This window comes from Rhodopila sp. (assembly GCF_965276935.1).
Classification (GTDB): Bacteria; Pseudomonadota; Alphaproteobacteria; order Acetobacterales; family Acetobacteraceae; genus Rhodopila.
This window is the reverse complement of record NZ_CBDIBS010000004.1, coordinates 1731012-1746733: the sequence shown is the minus strand read 5'-3', so window position 1 is coordinate 1746733 and position 15722 is coordinate 1731012. Positions and strand designations below refer to the sequence as shown.

18 protein-coding genes and 1 tRNA gene are annotated in these 15722 nt (G+C 63.3%); 12 read left to right on the top strand and 7 right to left on the bottom strand.

Annotated elements, in window-relative coordinates:
• Nucleotides 1-85: 85 nt before the first annotated feature.
• From ACQY4S_RS24410 to rpsU, 5 genes are all read right to left on the bottom strand, one after another.
• On the bottom strand, nucleotides 86-538 hold the full coding sequence (locus tag ACQY4S_RS24410) for a DUF29 domain-containing protein (protein WP_428487778.1): 453 nt from the start codon (nucleotides 536-538) through the stop codon (nucleotides 86-88).
• A gap of 184 nt (nucleotides 539-722) precedes the next feature.
• Nucleotides 723-1148: a VOC family protein gene (locus tag ACQY4S_RS24405; RefSeq protein WP_428487777.1), complete on the bottom strand. Its 426-nt coding sequence runs from the start codon at nucleotides 1146-1148 to the stop codon at nucleotides 723-725.
• 12 nt (nucleotides 1149-1160) lie between these two features.
• The gene (locus ACQY4S_RS24400; RefSeq protein ID WP_428487776.1) at nucleotides 1161-2294 is read right to left on the bottom strand and encodes an acyl-CoA dehydrogenase family protein; all 1134 of its coding nucleotides are present in this window, start codon (nucleotides 2292-2294) and stop codon (nucleotides 1161-1163) included.
• Nucleotides 2295-2380: 86 nt separating this feature from the next.
• On the bottom strand, nucleotides 2381-3808 hold the full coding sequence (locus tag ACQY4S_RS24395; protein WP_428487775.1) for an MFS transporter: 1428 nt from the start codon (nucleotides 3806-3808) through the stop codon (nucleotides 2381-2383).
• 379 nt (nucleotides 3809-4187) lie between these two features.
• On the bottom strand, nucleotides 4188-4391 hold the full coding sequence (gene rpsU, locus ACQY4S_RS24390; RefSeq protein WP_048860545.1) for a 30S ribosomal protein S21: 204 nt from the start codon (nucleotides 4389-4391) through the stop codon (nucleotides 4188-4190).
• A 145-nt stretch (nucleotides 4392-4536) separates the two neighbouring features.
• Here rpsU and def point away from each other — a divergent pair, with 145 nt between their 5' ends.
• The 4 genes from def (at nucleotide 4537) to ACQY4S_RS24370 (ending at nucleotide 7798) form a co-directional block, all read left to right on the top strand.
• Nucleotides 4537-5082: a peptide deformylase gene (def, locus tag ACQY4S_RS24385; RefSeq protein ID WP_428487774.1), complete on the top strand. Its 546-nt coding sequence runs from the start codon at nucleotides 4537-4539 to the stop codon at nucleotides 5080-5082.
• The gene (locus ACQY4S_RS24380; RefSeq protein ID WP_428487773.1) at nucleotides 5079-5729 is read left to right on the top strand and encodes a COQ9 family protein; all 651 of its coding nucleotides are present in this window, start codon (nucleotides 5079-5081) and stop codon (nucleotides 5727-5729) included. The genes def and ACQY4S_RS24380 overlap by 4 nt, the downstream gene beginning before the upstream one ends.
• Before the next feature lie 108 nt (nucleotides 5730-5837).
• A complete protein-coding gene (gene lepA / locus ACQY4S_RS24375) occupies nucleotides 5838-7643 on the top strand; it encodes a translation elongation factor 4 (protein WP_428487772.1) in 1806 nt (601 codons plus the stop codon).
• 65 nt (nucleotides 7644-7708) lie between these two features.
• A tRNA-Ser gene (locus ACQY4S_RS24370) sits at nucleotides 7709-7798 on the top strand.
• 131 nt (nucleotides 7799-7929) lie between these two features.
• Here ACQY4S_RS24370 and ACQY4S_RS24365 read toward each other — a convergent pair.
• Nucleotides 7930-8460 carry a hypothetical protein gene (locus ACQY4S_RS24365; protein ID WP_428487771.1) on the bottom strand — a complete coding sequence of 177 codons (531 nt, stop codon included), beginning with the start codon at nucleotides 8458-8460 and terminating at the stop codon, nucleotides 7930-7932.
• A gap of 274 nt (nucleotides 8461-8734) precedes the next feature.
• On the opposite strand from ACQY4S_RS24365, the gene ACQY4S_RS24360 reads away from it, so the two are divergent.
• Complete coding sequence (locus ACQY4S_RS24360; RefSeq protein ID WP_428487770.1) at nucleotides 8735-9010, top strand: hypothetical protein; 276 nt, start codon at nucleotides 8735-8737, stop codon at nucleotides 9008-9010.
• 307 nt (nucleotides 9011-9317) lie between these two features.
• Here the strand turns inward: ACQY4S_RS24360 and ACQY4S_RS24355 are convergent, their stop codons facing one another.
• Nucleotides 9318-9740 carry a DUF2383 domain-containing protein gene (locus tag ACQY4S_RS24355; RefSeq protein WP_428487769.1) on the bottom strand — a complete coding sequence of 141 codons (423 nt, stop codon included), beginning with the start codon at nucleotides 9738-9740 and terminating at the stop codon, nucleotides 9318-9320.
• Nucleotides 9741-9891: 151 nt separating this feature from the next.
• Here ACQY4S_RS24355 and ACQY4S_RS24350 point away from each other — a divergent pair, with 151 nt between their 5' ends.
• The 7 genes from ACQY4S_RS24350 to ACQY4S_RS24320 all read left to right on the top strand — a co-directional run bounded on the left by ACQY4S_RS24350 (nucleotide 9892) and on the right by ACQY4S_RS24320 (nucleotide 15718).
• The gene (locus ACQY4S_RS24350) at nucleotides 9892-10161 is read left to right on the top strand and encodes a hypothetical protein (RefSeq protein WP_428487768.1); all 270 of its coding nucleotides are present in this window, start codon (nucleotides 9892-9894) and stop codon (nucleotides 10159-10161) included.
• Nucleotides 10136-10348, top strand: a complete 213-nt coding sequence (locus ACQY4S_RS24345) for a hypothetical protein (RefSeq protein WP_428487767.1) — start codon at nucleotides 10136-10138, stop codon at nucleotides 10346-10348. Before ACQY4S_RS24350 ends, ACQY4S_RS24345 begins: the two co-directional genes overlap by 26 nt.
• 236 nt (nucleotides 10349-10584) lie before the next feature.
• Complete coding sequence (locus ACQY4S_RS24340) at nucleotides 10585-11811, top strand: aromatic ring-hydroxylating dioxygenase subunit alpha (RefSeq protein ID WP_428487766.1); 1227 nt, start codon at nucleotides 10585-10587, stop codon at nucleotides 11809-11811.
• 2 nt (nucleotides 11812-11813) lie between these two features.
• Nucleotides 11814-12278, top strand: coding sequence for an aromatic-ring-hydroxylating dioxygenase subunit beta (locus tag ACQY4S_RS24335; RefSeq protein ID WP_428488490.1), 465 nt, complete (start codon nucleotides 11814-11816; stop codon nucleotides 12276-12278).
• Nucleotides 12279-12296: 18 nt separating this feature from the next.
• On the top strand, nucleotides 12297-13349 hold the full coding sequence (gtdA, locus tag ACQY4S_RS24330; RefSeq protein ID WP_428487765.1) for a gentisate 1,2-dioxygenase: 1053 nt from the start codon (nucleotides 12297-12299) through the stop codon (nucleotides 13347-13349).
• 192 nt (nucleotides 13350-13541) lie between these two features.
• Nucleotides 13542-14996, top strand: a complete 1455-nt coding sequence (locus ACQY4S_RS24325; RefSeq protein WP_428487764.1) for an N-acyl-D-amino-acid deacylase family protein — start codon at nucleotides 13542-13544, stop codon at nucleotides 14994-14996.
• A gap of 65 nt (nucleotides 14997-15061) precedes the next feature.
• Entirely contained in the window at nucleotides 15062-15718 is a 657-nt protein-coding gene (locus tag ACQY4S_RS24320; RefSeq protein ID WP_428487763.1) for a cation transporter, read from the top strand.
• The last annotated feature ends 4 nt before the right edge of the window (nucleotides 15719-15722 follow it).

Below are 15722 nucleotides of genomic sequence, written 5' to 3'. Positions count from 1 at the left end.
TTCGGCGATGCCAAATCCCGCGTGGCCCACGCGCCTATCTTAGCGGTAGCGCCTTGCTCGGAACCAGGGTTGGCAATGTGATGCGTCAGGGAAACCAGTCATCAAGCACCTGTTCCTGGGTGAACGTCAGACTGTCAGTGTCGAGACCAGGCTGCTCGCCATAGCGGTTCAGCAACTTGACAACCAGTGTGCGAACATCCGGCGTCTCGTCCGCGATCAGACCGGCAACCGCGGGACGCAGGCTGGGGTTGTCCTTCAAGACCTTGAAAATACCGTTCCTGGCCCGGTCGATCGATGCCTTCCATCCGCTGCGCGGTTCCGTCGCCGGCGAGGCTTGCAGCTTGATAAGGTGCTCCAGCACCACGGCGATGTGGCTTCGGAGAGCCGCGCGTTCGGATCGGCCCACCGTTTCCACCTCATCGATGATGTTCGGCCAATCGACTTGATCGTTGATGGTCTCGCCAGCCGCGACGCGCCGCAGCAATTCAGCTTGCCGTTCCGACCATGCCACGACATCGGTCTCATACAAGTTGCTCATCCAGCCGCCTTGCGTTGCGAATGGGTTACAAGACGATGGAGGAAGTGACACAACGGAGGCGACACCTTGTCATGCCGACGGAGGTCGGCACCCACGCCTTCTCTCGACATATACAAAGCAATAGGGCCTGCACCCGCCCCATGACTGGTCCGTTCAAACGCGCCTCGGCTTCTGGCGGTCGCCGCTAGTACCCCTTGATCGCTTCAACCTCGGTCTCGCTCGCATCGAAGTTGCACTCCACCGAAATCCCATCCGGGTCGAGGTAGAACAGTTGCGTCATGTTGAGCCGCGGTAGTACGCGTTCGTCGTATTTGATATCCCGCTTCCGCAGGTTCTCCCGCATTTGCTGCAAGCCGTCGCAGGAGAACGCGATGTGATCCAGCCGTCCGGTCGGCGCCGGGTCGGAAAGGTTGTCGGAGATGACCGGATCCTCGGCGCGGTGGCCGATCAGGTGCACGGTTGGGACCTCGCCGCAGTACAGCCAGTAGCCGGGAAACGGCAGCGGCGGGCGATCGCCAGTCTTCAGCCCGACGACGTCCTGATAGAAATCCTTCGTCCGCTCCAGGTCGCGGACCTTGATCGTATAGTGGTTCAACGACTGTGCCGGCATTGGAAACTCCTTTCAGAACTGGTTCTCGGCGGACATGCCGAACATGATCTGGCCCACGGATTCATAATGAAGCTGGCGTCCTTGGGCTTGCTGGGACACCGTGTGGATGTCGCGCAGCCGGCGTTCGAACGGCTGATCCTCGAACACCGCGGCGGAACCCGCGGCATGGAACAGGGTGTTCACCGCCTCCCGCGACTGGTTGATCGCCCAGGTGGAGGCCAGGCGGATCATCGCCGCCTGCTGTTCGGTCATCTCGCCGTGGCGGACGACATGCGCATGGACCTCGTGCAGCGTTGTGTGCAGGAAGGCGCGGGCGGAGAGCCAGCGTGCCTCGGACTGGGCGAGCTGCGACTGGATGACGTTATTCTCCCGCAACGGACGGCCGGCGCCGCGCGACACCTTGTTGGCCGGCAGCGCTAGGAACGCGTCGATCAGGCCACGGGCGATACCCAACCCGACGCCGGCGAACCCCGCCGAGTAGAGCTGGCCGCTAGTGAAACGATACAATGGCCCAGCTTCCCGCCGGTCCACCGCCTGATCGCGCTGCATCGCCCGCTCGTTCGGCACGAACAGGTCCTTGACGGTGTATTCGTTGCTGGCGGTTCCCCGCAGGCCCAGTGTGTGCCAGATGTCGGTCATCCTGGCGCTAGATTTGGGAAACAGCAGGGTGCGGGCATCCTTGGTGCCGGCGATCTTCACATGGGCGCCGAGCCAGGTGGCATTCTGCGAGCCGGAGGCAAAGCGCCAAGTGCCGGAGAGGCAGTAGCCGCCATCGACCCGTTCCGCCTCGAACGGACCACCCGGCGGACCCCAGGCCAGGATGCCGTCGATCGGGCCAAACATCGCCTTGGCAACCCTGGGATCGAGATAGGCCGCCGACATCGCGCAGCCGTTGCCCTGGCAGACGACCCACGCGGTGGAGCCGTCCGCGGCGGAGATTGCCTCGGTGACCTGCGCGAACTCGGACGGCGTCAGCTCCATGCCGCCGATCGAGCGGGGTTGCAGCATGCGGAAGAAGCCGCCTTCCTTCAGCGCCGCGACGATCGCGGGGGTCAAAGCGCGGATGCGGTTTACTTCGTCACCCTCCCGCGTGATCAGCGGATGCAGCGCGCGGGCCTTCGCGACCTGTGGGTGAGGTTCAGTCATCCAAGTGCCTCCAGATGATGCGCCGCAACGGTGCTACAGGCTGAACGATGACGCATTTTCCGGCGAATGAAAAGCAAGCCGGTCATTCATTTTGCGCGGGCATCTTTCGCGGGCCATTTTCCACGGCCACCGGCCCGCTCCAGGGCGTTGTCAACCAGCTGGTCATCGATGGCGCCGATGGATTGCCGGCCGGTTTCGAAGCCGAAGAACAGGAAGGCGCAGCCGCACAGCGCCATGCAGGCGGTGAAGTAGGCGAAGGCCGGCCCGATCGCGTCCAGCGTGGCCTTGGGGGTGATGATGTCCGATGTGCCGACGATCATTGCCAGGCCCAGCGGGCCGATGATCTTGCCGATGCCGCCGAAGCCATAGGCGGCACCCATGCCGGTGGTGCGCAGGCGGATGGGCCAGACCTCGGCCAGATAGGGGCCGATCACCGCGAAGCCGCCGTCATAGAAGAAGTCGGCGATGACGATGCCCAGCCAGAACAGCGAAACGCCGCCGATGAACTCGTTGTGCAGCAGGCCGGCAGCAGCGATGGTGACCGCACCGCCGAAGCCGACCAGCATCCCGGCGCGGCGCCGGCCCAGCGCATCCGATAGCCAGGCGAAGGTGATGCGGCCGGCGATGCCGGACAACTGCACCCAAAGGAACAGGTAGGCGGCATAGGCCGGGGTTACGCCCAGTTGCAGCACGAACAAGGTGGGCGCCCACAGGGTGATGCCGTAGGACGCAGTCTGCGCGCCGATGCTGGACAGAAACGCCACGGCGACGCTTCTGGGATAGCGGAACAGCTCGCGCCAGCGCGGGTTCGGCTGCCTGGGCGTCGCATCGGGCAGAGGCAGCGTATCCGGGGCGATCCGCAATGCCCAGGCGAGCGATTCGCGGGCTTCCTCTCGCCGGCCCTGGCTGGCGAGCCAGTGGGGTGACTCCGGCACCCAGGCGCGCACCAGCAGGGTGAAGACGGCGGGGACGACACCTACCAGGAACAGGCCGCGCCAGCCGATCGCTTGCGTGGTGAAGGCAGCGAAGGCTGACGCGATCATGACGCCCAGCGGGATGAACACGGTGACCAGGCCGCCGATGAAGCCGCGCATGCGGGCCGGGACGAATTCCTGCACCAGCGGCAGGTCGACGCAATACAATCCGCCGACGCCGAAGCCGACGAAGAAGCGGAACACCGACAGGAAGACCCAGCCGTTCTCCGGCGTGAAGGCCAGCACGAAGCTGGCGAGGGAGAAGTTGAGAATGGTGCCGATGAAGACTTTCCGCCGGCCATGGACATCGGCGATGCGGCCCCAGATCGCAGCACCCAGGATCGCGCCGATGCCGGAGGACAGCAGGATGATGGCGGACTGCCCGAAGGTCAGGTGCCAGGGCTTGATGATGAAGGCCAGCACGAAGCCGATCAGGAAGTAGTCGAAGAACTCCAGCATGTCGCCGACGATCGCCGCGACGATGATCTTGATCTGGTTGCCGGTCAGCGATTTCGCCTGGTCCAGGCGGTTGAACATCATGGCGCATTCCTCCCGTTCCGGCTGCGCCGGCTTGTTGTCCGGAAGGGTGCCCGAAGTCGCGGTTACGTCAAGCAGGGCCAGTCGGCCGCGGCGGTGGTCGGCGCGGCTTTAGTCGTTCCAAGCGCGTCAGGCGGCATGGTGGCCGGCACGCGACACGGATCTGCCAGCGCCGGACGCGAGGCAGAATGCTGATTTTGAAAACGCCGGCTGAGGCTTTTCAACATGCCAAGGCGCCAGGATTTTCGCCGGTGGCAAGGCGTGGGCATTAGGTCAGATCGAAACGCACGCGGCGCGTTTCCATGCCAGCAGCCATATGCTCAGCGTGGGGAGCCGGCCCGGCCAAGCCGCAACAGAATGCCCAACATTCGGCAGATGTGTTTTAGAAGCCCTCACGCTCCAGCCGCTTGCGCTCCAGCTTCCTGGCGCGGCGCACGGCTTCGGCGGCTTCGCGGGCGCGCCGCTCGGACGGCTTCTCGTAGTGCCGCCGCAGCTTCATCTCGCGGAAAATCCCCTCCCGCTGCATCTTCTTCTTGAGCGCCTTCAGCGCCTGGTCGACGTTGTTGTCACGCACGAGGACTTGCACTTGGCCGCATACTCCTTTCCAGTGCGCCCCTTCGATCGGGTGCGCGGATGCTCCGCCGCCGGAAGGCCGGCGCGGAGATGCTGGTCATAACATGGCGTTGCAGAGTTACAAGCCTATTTCGAGTTGCAGGTAACACGGAGCGAACATGGCCATTCTGAAAATCGCCCGCATGGGACACCCGGTGCTGCTGCGTGTCGCCGACCCGGTGCCTGACCCCGGCGCGCCCGAGATCCGCCGGCTGGTGGCCGACATGTTGGAGACGATGGAGGATGCGTCTGGTGTCGGACTGGCCGCACCGCAGGTCTACCAGCCCTTGCGTCTGTTCGTCTTTCGCCTGCCCAGCGGACGGATAACGGAAGACCCTGACGATGTGCCGGCCGGCAACAGCGTGCTGATCAACCCGACGCTCGAATTGCTCGGCGAGGAACGCGGTCTGGCCTGGGAAGGCTGCCTGTCCATCCCCGGCCTGCGCGCGGCGGTGCCCAGGGCGAACCGGATTCGCTACCGGGGAGTCGACTGTGACGGGAACGTGATCGCACGCGAGGTCAGCGGCCTTCACGCCCGCATCATTCAGCATGAATACGATCATCTTGATGGCATCCTGTATACCATGCGGATGACCGAGTTTCGCCATTTCGGCTTTACCGAAGAACTCAGCCGCGCCGCTACCGCGCTAGGGGATCCCGTATGATCGAGCCGCCCGAACGACTGCCGGAGCGTGATGCGGCGATCGACGCCATGCTGCCGAACGTGCCGTTTGACGGCTGGAGCAAGCGGGCGCTGCGGGCTGGCATCGCTGCCGCCGGGATGCCGGCCGACGAAGCCGATCTGCTGTTCCCGCTGGGCACCGTGGACATGATCGAGACGTTCTGCGACCTCGCCGACCGGCGCATGGAGGCAGCGGCGGCGGCGCTGCCGGCGATGCGGGTCTCCGCCAAGGTCCGCGCGGTCATCGCGCTGCGGCTGACGCAGAACCGCCCACACAAGGAGGCGATCCGGCGGGCAATCGCCGTGCTGTCGCTGCCGCGCAATGCCCGTGCGGCGGCGGGATGCACGGCGCGCACGGTCGACGCGATCTGGCACGCGGCCGGCGACCGCTCAGCCGATTTCAGTTGGTATACCAAGCGCGCCATCCTGACGGCGGTCTATAGCTCGACCGTGCTGTTCTGGCTGCGCGACATGTCGGAGGACGATGCGGCGACAATGGCCTTCCTCGACCGGCGGCTGGCCGGCGTCGGCCGCATCGGCGGGCTCCGCCGCAGGGCGGAACGGCTGGCGGCCAGGCTGCCGCGCCCGCGGATGCCTTGGATGCCCCTGGGCAATACCCCGGCGGAATGAATGCCGCTTGAGGAATCGCTCTTGCGGAATGGGTGACACGGGGTAGCGGACACTCTATCTGTGCGCCAGCACCGTGCCGTTCCGGCAGCCGGTCGATAGCGCAGGCCCATGACCGACACCCCGATCGAGCGTATCCGCAACTTCTCCATTATCGCGCATATCGACCATGGGAAATCCACCCTGGCCGACCGGCTCATCCAGGTCACCGGCGGCCTGACGGCGCGGGAGATGACCAACCAGGTCCTCGACAACATGGAGCTGGAGCGTGAACGCGGCATTACCATCAAGGCGCAGACGGTTCGGCTGGCCTACAAGGCCAGGGATGGGCTGGTCTACGAGCTCAATCTGATGGATACGCCCGGCCACGTCGATTTCGCCTATGAGGTCAGCCGTAGCCTGGCCGCGTGCGAGGGCAGCCTGCTGGTGGTCGATGCCAGCCAGGGGGTCGAGGCGCAGACCCTGGCGAACGTCTACCAGGCGATTGACGCCAACCATGAGATCGTGCCGATCCTCAACAAGATCGACTTGCCGGCCGCCGAACCCGAGCGGGTGAAGCAGCAGATCGAGGACGTGATCGGCCTGGATACCTCCGACGCGGTGGAGATCAGCGCCAAGACCGGGCTGAACATCGAAGGTGTGCTGGAGGCATTGGTCACCCGCCTGCCGGCGCCGAAGGGTGATGGCAAGGCGCCGCTGAAGGCGCTGCTGGTGGATAGCTGGTACGACCCGTATCTGGGCGTGGTGATCCTGGTGCGGATCAAGGACGGGCGGATGAAGCGCGGACAGAAGATCCGCATGATGTCGTCCGGCGCGGTGCACGCGGTCGAGCAGGTCGGCGTGTTCACGCCGAAGATGGTGCCGATGGACGATCTGGGTCCGGGCGAGATCGGCTTCATCACCGCCGCGATCAAGACGGTGGCGGACTGCAACGTGGGCGACACGATCACCGATGACCGCATGCCGACGGCGGAAGCGCTGCCGGGCTTCAAGCCGTCGATCCCGGTGGTGTGGTGCGGACTGTATCCGATCGATGCCGACGACTTCGAGAAGCTGCGCGACAGCCTGGGCAAGCTGCGGCTGAACGACGCCAGCTTCCACTATGAGCCGGAGACGTCCGCGGCGCTCGGCTTCGGCTTCCGCTGCGGCTTTCTGGGCCTGTTGCACCTGGAGATCATCCAGGAGCGTCTGACCCGGGAATTCGCGCTGGAGCTGATCGCCACGGCGCCGTCGGTGGTCTACCACGTCTACAGGACCAACGGGCAGATGCAGGAGCTGCACAACCCGGTGGACATGCCGGACGGCTCGGTCGTCGAGCGGATCGAGGAACCCTGGATCAAGGCCACCATCATGGTGCCGGACGAGTACCTGGGCAGCGTCCTTGGTTTGTGCACTGAGCGGCGGGGCCAGCAGGTGGACCTGACCTATGTCGGCAACCGGGCGATGGCGGTGTACCGCATTCCGCTGAACGAGGTGGTGTTCGACTTCTATGACCGGCTGAAGTCGGTGTCGCGCGGCTATGCCAGCTTCGACTATGCGATGGATGGCTATGCGGAAAGCGACCTGGTGCGGATCTCCATCCTGGTGAACGGCGATCTGGTGGATGCGCTGTCGTTCATCGCGCATCGGGCGGCGGCGGAAAACCGCGGGCGGGCGATCTGTTCGCGGCTGAAGGACCTGATCCCCAAGCAGTTGTTCAAGATCGCCATCCAGGCGGCGATCGGCAGCCGGGTGGTGGCGCGGGAGACGATCAGCGCGCTGTCGAAGGACGTGACGGCGAAATGCTACGGCGGCGACATCTCCCGTAAACGCAAGCTGCTGGAGAAGCAGAAGGAAGGCAAGAAGCGGATGCGCCAGTTCGGCAAGGTGGAAATCCCGCAATCGGCGTTCCTGGCGGCGCTGAAGATGGATGCGTGATCAGGGTTTGCGGCGGGCCGCCGTGATGCTATGGACCGGCCGCCCGTGGTGGCAAACCGGACGCGGGAGAGATGGCCGAGCGGCTTAAGGCGCACGCTTGGAAAGCGTGTGTGCGTGAAAGCGTACCGTGGGTTCGAATCCCACTCTCTCCGCCAGTGCAATGAATTTTGTTAGAATTAACGGCATGGCACATTAACGCAGAGGGTAATTTGACCTTGGTTTAACCATCACAGGGCGACGATCGCGCGGGAAGAACACCATTCCAGGACGAGTTGCTCGGCGATATTTAGTCCGAGACGCAACTAAAGAAACGCCAACCGCGAAGCCAGAGATCACACCCGTTGAGGCGGAAATAACATACCAAGCCTATCACGAAAATTGAGCCATACACCAAGACGACGCTGGGTCTAAACGCTTCACGAACTACGGCAAAGACTTGCTTTTTCCGCCGCTTCTTGATGTAGGACGTAAAACCTACTGGCGACTCAAATTGTTGGAAGGTGTCGCTTGCAATATCCCATCGAAAAGCCTCGGACTGGAAGTATCTCTCTATTTCGATCACTCGTCCCAGGAAGCGTCTCTGGATTGTCCTATTAAGAGCGTCTATTAGCCAAAACATGAAGACTGGAAACACAGCGAGTAGAACTAATACCGGCATCGGTTTTGAGAATGCCACACCAAGGATAGCGGAAACTGCCGTGATCGCCCAACCTCGGATACCGAAAATGATGGTATCAAACCTACCGATGTGGGTCTGGCAGTAGTCCCATTCCTTCATCAGCACCGACAGCTTTGTTTCAAAGTAGTCTACTGCCACGATAGCACCCCTGAACGCCCCTGCGACACATCGTGCTACCACAGGTAATCGCCTACCAAAGCATCGCGGGCCAAGCGATCGTCGCCTTGACCAGCGGGATGCCCTCCGGGTGGCCAAAGGCGGCCGTGGCAAGCCACCTGTGACCCCACGGCGACAAATCCTCCTTCAAATGCGCGTCGATCCGGGGCGTCACAGGCAGCCCACCGAATCAATCTTCTCGACCGCCAAACCCGGTGCTGCTAACCTCACGACCGCGTGAAGTTTGGGAGGTTCCATGTCCCCGAGTGTCCTGCCTTTGATTTCAGAGCACGACTACCCTGGCTTCCAGAAGATCGTTGTGGAGCTGCGGCACACCTCCTACGAGGAATGGCTTCGAGACCATGAGGCATCGAAGACCTACAGGAAATCCCGGAACGGCTCGCAGGAGATCCCGATCTCGCCGCAGGCCTTTCAAGAGTGGCTGAAGGCGCGCAACGAGCCGGCCCATCTGGAGTTGCTCTGGGTGTTCGCTGAAGACGAGGCGGCCAGGAACACCAGAGTTCGGGCATAGAAAACATCCCGTGCCATGATGGACAGAGGCATGTTCCGCGTGAAGCATACCGGAAACATGTCGTGCGAAGACCTCCGGAACCCTTGAACTGGCGAAGGAATGACCAAGGATCACCTACAATATCAAATTATTTTGCCATGAGGCTGTGGCATCCACATCGATCAGAAGACAGATTTACTTTCCCGCTGGCAGGCGCGACCTCGGATAGCTTTTCATCCGGCCACGCTCGACAGCCTCTCGATCAGCAGCAAAGCCGAGCGATAAATCCCGGCTTTGCTGATCAGGTCGCCTAGGTGGGATTAGACATTCACTCGCGATGACGGAGCTCGTCGGCATGCGCCCTTTCAAAGATGGTGCGCGCGTTGGGTGTCGCTTCCGCATGGTCGGATGCGCGTTGATAGGCCGTGACGGTATCTTCTTCATTGCTGCGCATGGCGGTAAGGATGGCGCTGTCGCCCATAATGCTGGCCCTAGCAACCTTGCCTGTGGTCAGCATCTGCTTGGCATCGCCTTTCTGATGTGGCGTGGCCCCCACGGCGGAAGCAAGCTGCGTCAGTTCCTGGACATGGCGATCATGATCGGATTTGAAGGCGGCAACTCTTTGCTTGTAGTCCGGGTTCCCCAGCCGCGCGATTGTCTGGTCGTACGCGGCAATCGCATCATGCTCGAGCAGAAGAAGATTCTCCACGAGATCGGGTAAAGTCCGTTCTGTTCCGACTGTTGTTACCATTGTTTTTCCCATACCCCTGGATGTATCGTTGCTTTCTTCATGTCTATTTTTGTCGACACAAGTCGGTCCCAGGACGGACAACTGAAACGTGCTTGTGGCGGCGCGACACGAACTACCGCATTGCCGTCCGATGGTCGGCGGAAGTAGAGGCATGACGGATGCGGCTGGATTGCGTTGCCCGGCCGCTTTGGTCACGAACGCGTGGAACGGACGTCCTGCCGGCAACCGGCCGCAAGTGTCGGGGCTTTTTGATACGTGCATCGAGAAGCAGGCAATCATCCTTATCATTCCGGCCGCATTCATGCAGCCTCGACAACATGGTGATTGGATCATGGACAGCCTGCTTGTCGGAAAACTGGCCGAGCTGCCGCAACAAATTCAGAGGATTTTGATCAATGACCGAAACGAACCCGGAGCGTGAGGCACGCGAGGCCCACATCAAGAAAATCGAAGCAGATACGCGCGCCGAACGTGAAAAGGCAACCGAGCGGAGCGGTGTTGATCATGAGGTGGAACAGGAGTTGCAAACCGTGCGGCCAGGCAGCGATGCGCCTTCACGTGCCGGCATCACCCCGGATGGAAGCGGAGCAGACCGGCAGCGCGGGTAGCGCCGCGGTTTAGAGAATCCGTCGTTGGTCAGGTACATCATCAGATAGGCCATCCGAATCGGAAGGAAGCCGATCATTCGCCGGATCAGTAGCGCCGGACGCGGGGAACAGCATAACAGTGCCCGCGCTTCCCTGTGCCCGTCCACGGACGGCGCCACGACTGGATGTCAACGACACTTTTGACAGCAGCACGGCTTGCCTGCAAAGTTGCCGGCGGGGATCTTCAGGAAATAGCCATGAGCTCGATCAGCCGAATTTGGCCGAACGACGTTGCGGGGCGCGTGCCGTACTGGGTTTATACCGATCCGGAGGTCTACGCCGCCGAGCTGGAACGCATCTGGTACGGCCCGCACTGGCTGTATTGCGGGCTGGAAGCGGAAATTCCCGAAGTCGGTGACTTCAAGACGACAACACTCGGCGAACGCCCGGTCATCGTCGTGCGCAGCGGACCGGATGAGGTCAGCGTCGTGGAAAACCGCTGCGCCCATCGTGGGGTCAAGTTCTGCCAGGCCCGCAAGGGCCACACGAAGGACCTGCTGTGCCCCTACCACCAGTGGAATTACAGCCTGCGCGGCGACTTGCAGGGCGCGCCCTTCCGCCGCGGGGTCCGCGGCCAAGGCGGCATGCCGTCAGACTTCAACCCAAAGGACCACGGCCTGCGCAAGCTGCGGGTAGAGGTCGTCAATGGCCTGGTATGGGCTACATTCTCTGACGCCGCGCCGTCTTTCCGGGAGTATCTGGGGGACCGGTTCTGGCAGCACTACACCCGCGTCTACGACGGGCGAAAGCTGCAGGTCCTCGGCTACAACCGCCAGCACATTCCTGGCAACTGGAAGCTGATGCAGGAGAACATCAAGGACCCGTACCATGCCTCCCTGCTGCACGTCTTCTTTGTCACCTTCGGCCTGTTCCGCGCCGACCAGCAATCCGCCACCGAGATCGACCCGACCGGCCGCCATGGCATCCTGATCAGCCGAACCGGCAAGCAGGAACTCAATGATGTCACCGCGGACATGCGCAGCTTCCGAAACGACATCCGTCTTGCCGACCCGCGCATCATGGACGCGGTGCGCGAATTTCCCGGTGACGATACCGTCGGCATGATCACCGTGTTTCCCAGCGTGGTGTTGCAGCAGAACAGCAATTCGGTCAGCGTCCGGCAGATCGTGCCGACCGGGCCCGACGGGTTCGACTTTCACTGGACGCACTGGTGCTACGCCGATGATACGCCCGAAATGCGACTGCGGCGCACCCGCCAGGCCAATCTGTTTGGTCCCGCCGGCTTCGTCTCCGCCGATGACAGCGAGATCATCGAAATGAACCAGCAAGGGTTCGCGCACTCGCCCGACAAGGACGCGCTGGTGCTGATGGGCGGCCGCGACATCGCAAGCGTCGATCACATGGTCACCGAGGTCGGCATTCGCGGCATGTATCGTTACTGGCGTCAGGCGATGGGCTTGTGACCATGATCGACCGCGATACGCTGCGCGACTTCTACGACGATTACTACAACGCGCTGGACGACGTGCGGCTGGACGACTGGCCGGCGTTCTTTTGCGAGGACTGCATCTATCGCATCATCCCGCGTGAGAATTATGAAGCCGGCTACACACTGTCCACCATATATGCCGAAAGCCGCGGCATGTTGATCGATCGCGTGATGGGGCTGACGCGGACCCAGATGTACGCGCCTCGCACCTATCGTCGCTTTCCCGGCCCGCTGCGCATCATCGATGGCGACGCGCAAGGCGTGCGCACCCGCCACAACCTGCTGGTGGTGCAGACGCTGATCGACAAGCAGACCGAAATCATGCTGTCCGCCGTCTGCCACGACATCGTGGTGCTCGGCAACGAACGGCTACAGTTGCGAGAACGTATCGTCGTCTCCGACTCCGAGATGATTCCGAACAGCCTGATCTATCCCGCCTGAACGACAGGAACACCCGCGATGTCCGCAGCCCTCGGCAACGACGCCGCCAGCCAATTGCAGGCGCTGTACGCGGAAATGCAGCCGCGCAGCCTGTATCCGTTGTGGGAGGTTCTGGGCGCGCTGGTCACGCCGGAACCCCGTTCGCCGGCGCGGGTCCATCGCTGGACCTATGCTGACGCACGCGACTATCTGCTGCGCGCCGGCGATCTGATCAGCGCCGCGCAAGCCGAACGCCGGGTGCTGATCATGGAGAACCCGGGGCTGCCAGGCACGTCCTCGGTCACCCCCAGCCTCTATGCCGGCCTGCAGCTTATCCTGCCGAATGAGGTCGCCCCCTGCCACCGTCACGCGCAATGCGCGCTGCGCTTCGTCATGCAGGGTGAAGGCGCCTTCACCGCCGTCGATGGGGAAAAAGCCATGATGCGCCCGTTCGACCTGGTGCTGACGCCCGGCTGGCAGTGGCACGACCACGGCAATACCTCCAACGAGCCGATGATCTGGCTGGACGGGCTCGACATCCCGACGGTGCTGCATTTCGACGCCAGCTTCGCCGAACATCTGTCGGCGGCAGCGCATCCGGAAACCGTGCCCGCGGGCGATACGCTGCGGCGCTACGGACGCAACATGCGACCGATGCGCGGCACGGTCAGCGACCGGCGTCAGGGCCGCCAGCCGCTGTTCCACTATCCCTACGTCGAGTGGCGGGAAAGCCTGCTCGGCCTGGCCCGCTCCGGCGAACCTGATCCGCACTTCGGTCATGCTCTGGAATTCAGCAATCCCGCTGATGGCGGCGCGGTGATGCCGACAATCTCCGCACATGTCCGGCTGCTGCCCGCCGGCTTCGCCACCCGCCCACGCGCCGCCACGGACGGCACGGTGTTCGTCGTCGTCGAGGGCAATGGCGCGGCGCTGGTCGAAGGCCGGACCATCCCCTTATCGCCACGCGATGTGCTGGTGGTGCCGTCCTGGCGCGAGCTTGTGCTGCAGGCGGACGAAGACCTCGTGCTGTTCGGCTACTCCGACCGTGTCGCGCAGGAAAAGCTTGGCCTTTTTCGCGAATATCGGGCCTGAATTCGGCTCCCAGCCGACCGGATTGGCGTTGTTGCATTCCTTTGCGCCATCAGGCTTGACTGGCGCGATTAATGGAATGATCAGGACGATGGCCGCCAAAAGACCGAAGTCGGCAAGAGTCATGGCGGCTGCTTTAAAACACGCTTAGCATCAAAGCGTCTGTTCCATGAACCCGACCGACAGGACAAGCCGATGACGCTGCGCTGCGACCTGATCATCCGAGACGCCACGATCCTCGACGGCCTCGGCGGCCCGCGCTTCACCGCCGACGTCGGCGTGACCGGCGACCGCATCACCGCGGTTGGCGACTTGGGCGGTCGCGCCGCGGACCGGGAAGTCGACGCGGACGGCCTGGCGCTGGCGCCCGGATTCATTGATGCGCACACGCACGATGACCGCGCGGTGCTATGCGGGCCAGCCTGCATGCTGTGCAAGATGTCGCAGGGCGTCACCACCGTTGTCGTCGGCAATTGCGGCATCTCGCTGGCGCCGGTGCGGATGAAATCGCGGCCGGTGCCGCCGCTGGACCTGCTGGGTGACGAAAGCTGGTTCGCCTTCGACAGCTTCGGCGACTATGCCGGCCGGCTGGCGCGCGATCCCGCGCCGGTGAACACCTATGCCCTGATCGGCCACATGTCGCTGCGGGTCGAGGCGATGCAGGGCGATACCCAGCGCGCCGCCACCGATCGTGAAGCCGCCCACATGCAGGCACGCCTGAAGGACGCGCTGGCGCAGGGCGCCTCCGGCTTCTCCACCGGCCTGTATTATCCGCCCAACATGATGGCGCCGACCGACGAGGTCATTGCCGTCGCCGAGGCGCTGCGCTCCGTCGGGGGGCTTTATGTGACCCATATGCGCGACGAGGCCAACGACGTGCTGCTGTCGATCGAGGAGACGCTGAGGATCGGCCGAGCGGTCGATGTGCCGGTGGTGATCAGCCACCATAAGTGCTCGATGCCGGAGAATTTCGGCCGCAGCACGGAGACGTTGCCGCTGATCGACAAGGGGGCAGCGGGTCAGAAGGTCGATTTCGACATCTATCCCTATGCCGCCGGCTCCACCGTGCTGATGCCGCACCGGCTGCGCCGCGATGTGCCGGTGCGGATCACCTGGTCGGTGCCGCATCCGGAACTGGCCGGCCGCATGCTGGCCGACATTGCCGCGGAGTGGGGCCTTGAGCTTCGGGCGGTGGCGGAAAAACTGGTTCCCGCCGGCGCCATCTTCTTTCAGATGGATGAGCCTGATGTGCAGCGGATCATGGCGCACCGCCTGGCGATGATCGGCAGCGACGGATTGCCGCACGATTCCTATCCGCATCCTCGGCTTTGGGGCACGTTCCCCCGCGTGCTCGGTCACTACGCGCGCGATCTGAAGCTGTTCAGCCTGGAGGAAGCCGTGCGCAAGATGACCGGCCATACCGCGTCGGTCTTCGGCATGGTCGATCGCGGTGTGATCCGAGAAGGCGCCTATGCCGATCTGGTGCTGTTCGATCCGGCGACGGTGCGCGATGCCTCGACCTATGACGCGCCGACGCGCCCGGCGGAGGGCATCCTGGAGACCTGGATCAATGGCCAGTCCGCCTACGTTTTCGGCGCCGGTGCGACCGACGCATGCGCCGGCCGGCTGGTGACGCGGAACCAGGGGTAACGGCATGATGTGTGGTTGCCACAAGGTTTGTGGCACAAGCGATGCCAAACCGCCGAGGCGTTGGCATGGCCTGTTCTAGCGATTCCTGCTGTTCCGCCGCTTCAGGCGCCGGCTTGCTGAGCAGCCCGGCATGGCGACGCGCGCTGTGGATCGCGCTGGTCATCAACGCCGGTTTCTGCGTCGCCGAGATCGTCGCCGGTGCCGCGGCTGGTTCGGCGTCCTTGCAAGCCGATGCGCTCGACTTCCTTGGCGATGCTGTCAACTATGCGATCAGTCTCGGCGTCGCCGGTTTGGCGTTGCGATGGCGCGCCCGCGCCGCGGTCGGCAAGGGTGCTACCCTGATCGTCTTCGCCTTGTGGGTGCTGGCTGGCACGGCATGGCACGTCTTTTACGGGACCGTGCCACGGGCCGAGGTCATGGGCATGGTGGGTATTGCCGCCTTGATCGCCAATGGCGGCGTGGCGCTGATGCTTTACCGCTTCCGCACCGGCGACGCGAACATGCGCTCGGTCTGGATTTGCTCGCGTGATGATGCTGTCGGGAATGCCGCGGTGCTGCTCGCGGCCATGGGCGTGTTCGGCACAGAAACCGCTTGGCCGGACGTTATCGTCGCCGCGATCATGGCGGCGCTCGGCCTATGGGGTGGATGGCAGATCATCGCCCATGCGCGCGGCGAAATTCGCTCTGAACGCGCGGCGCCAGTCGGCATGATGGCGGAGTAAAAGC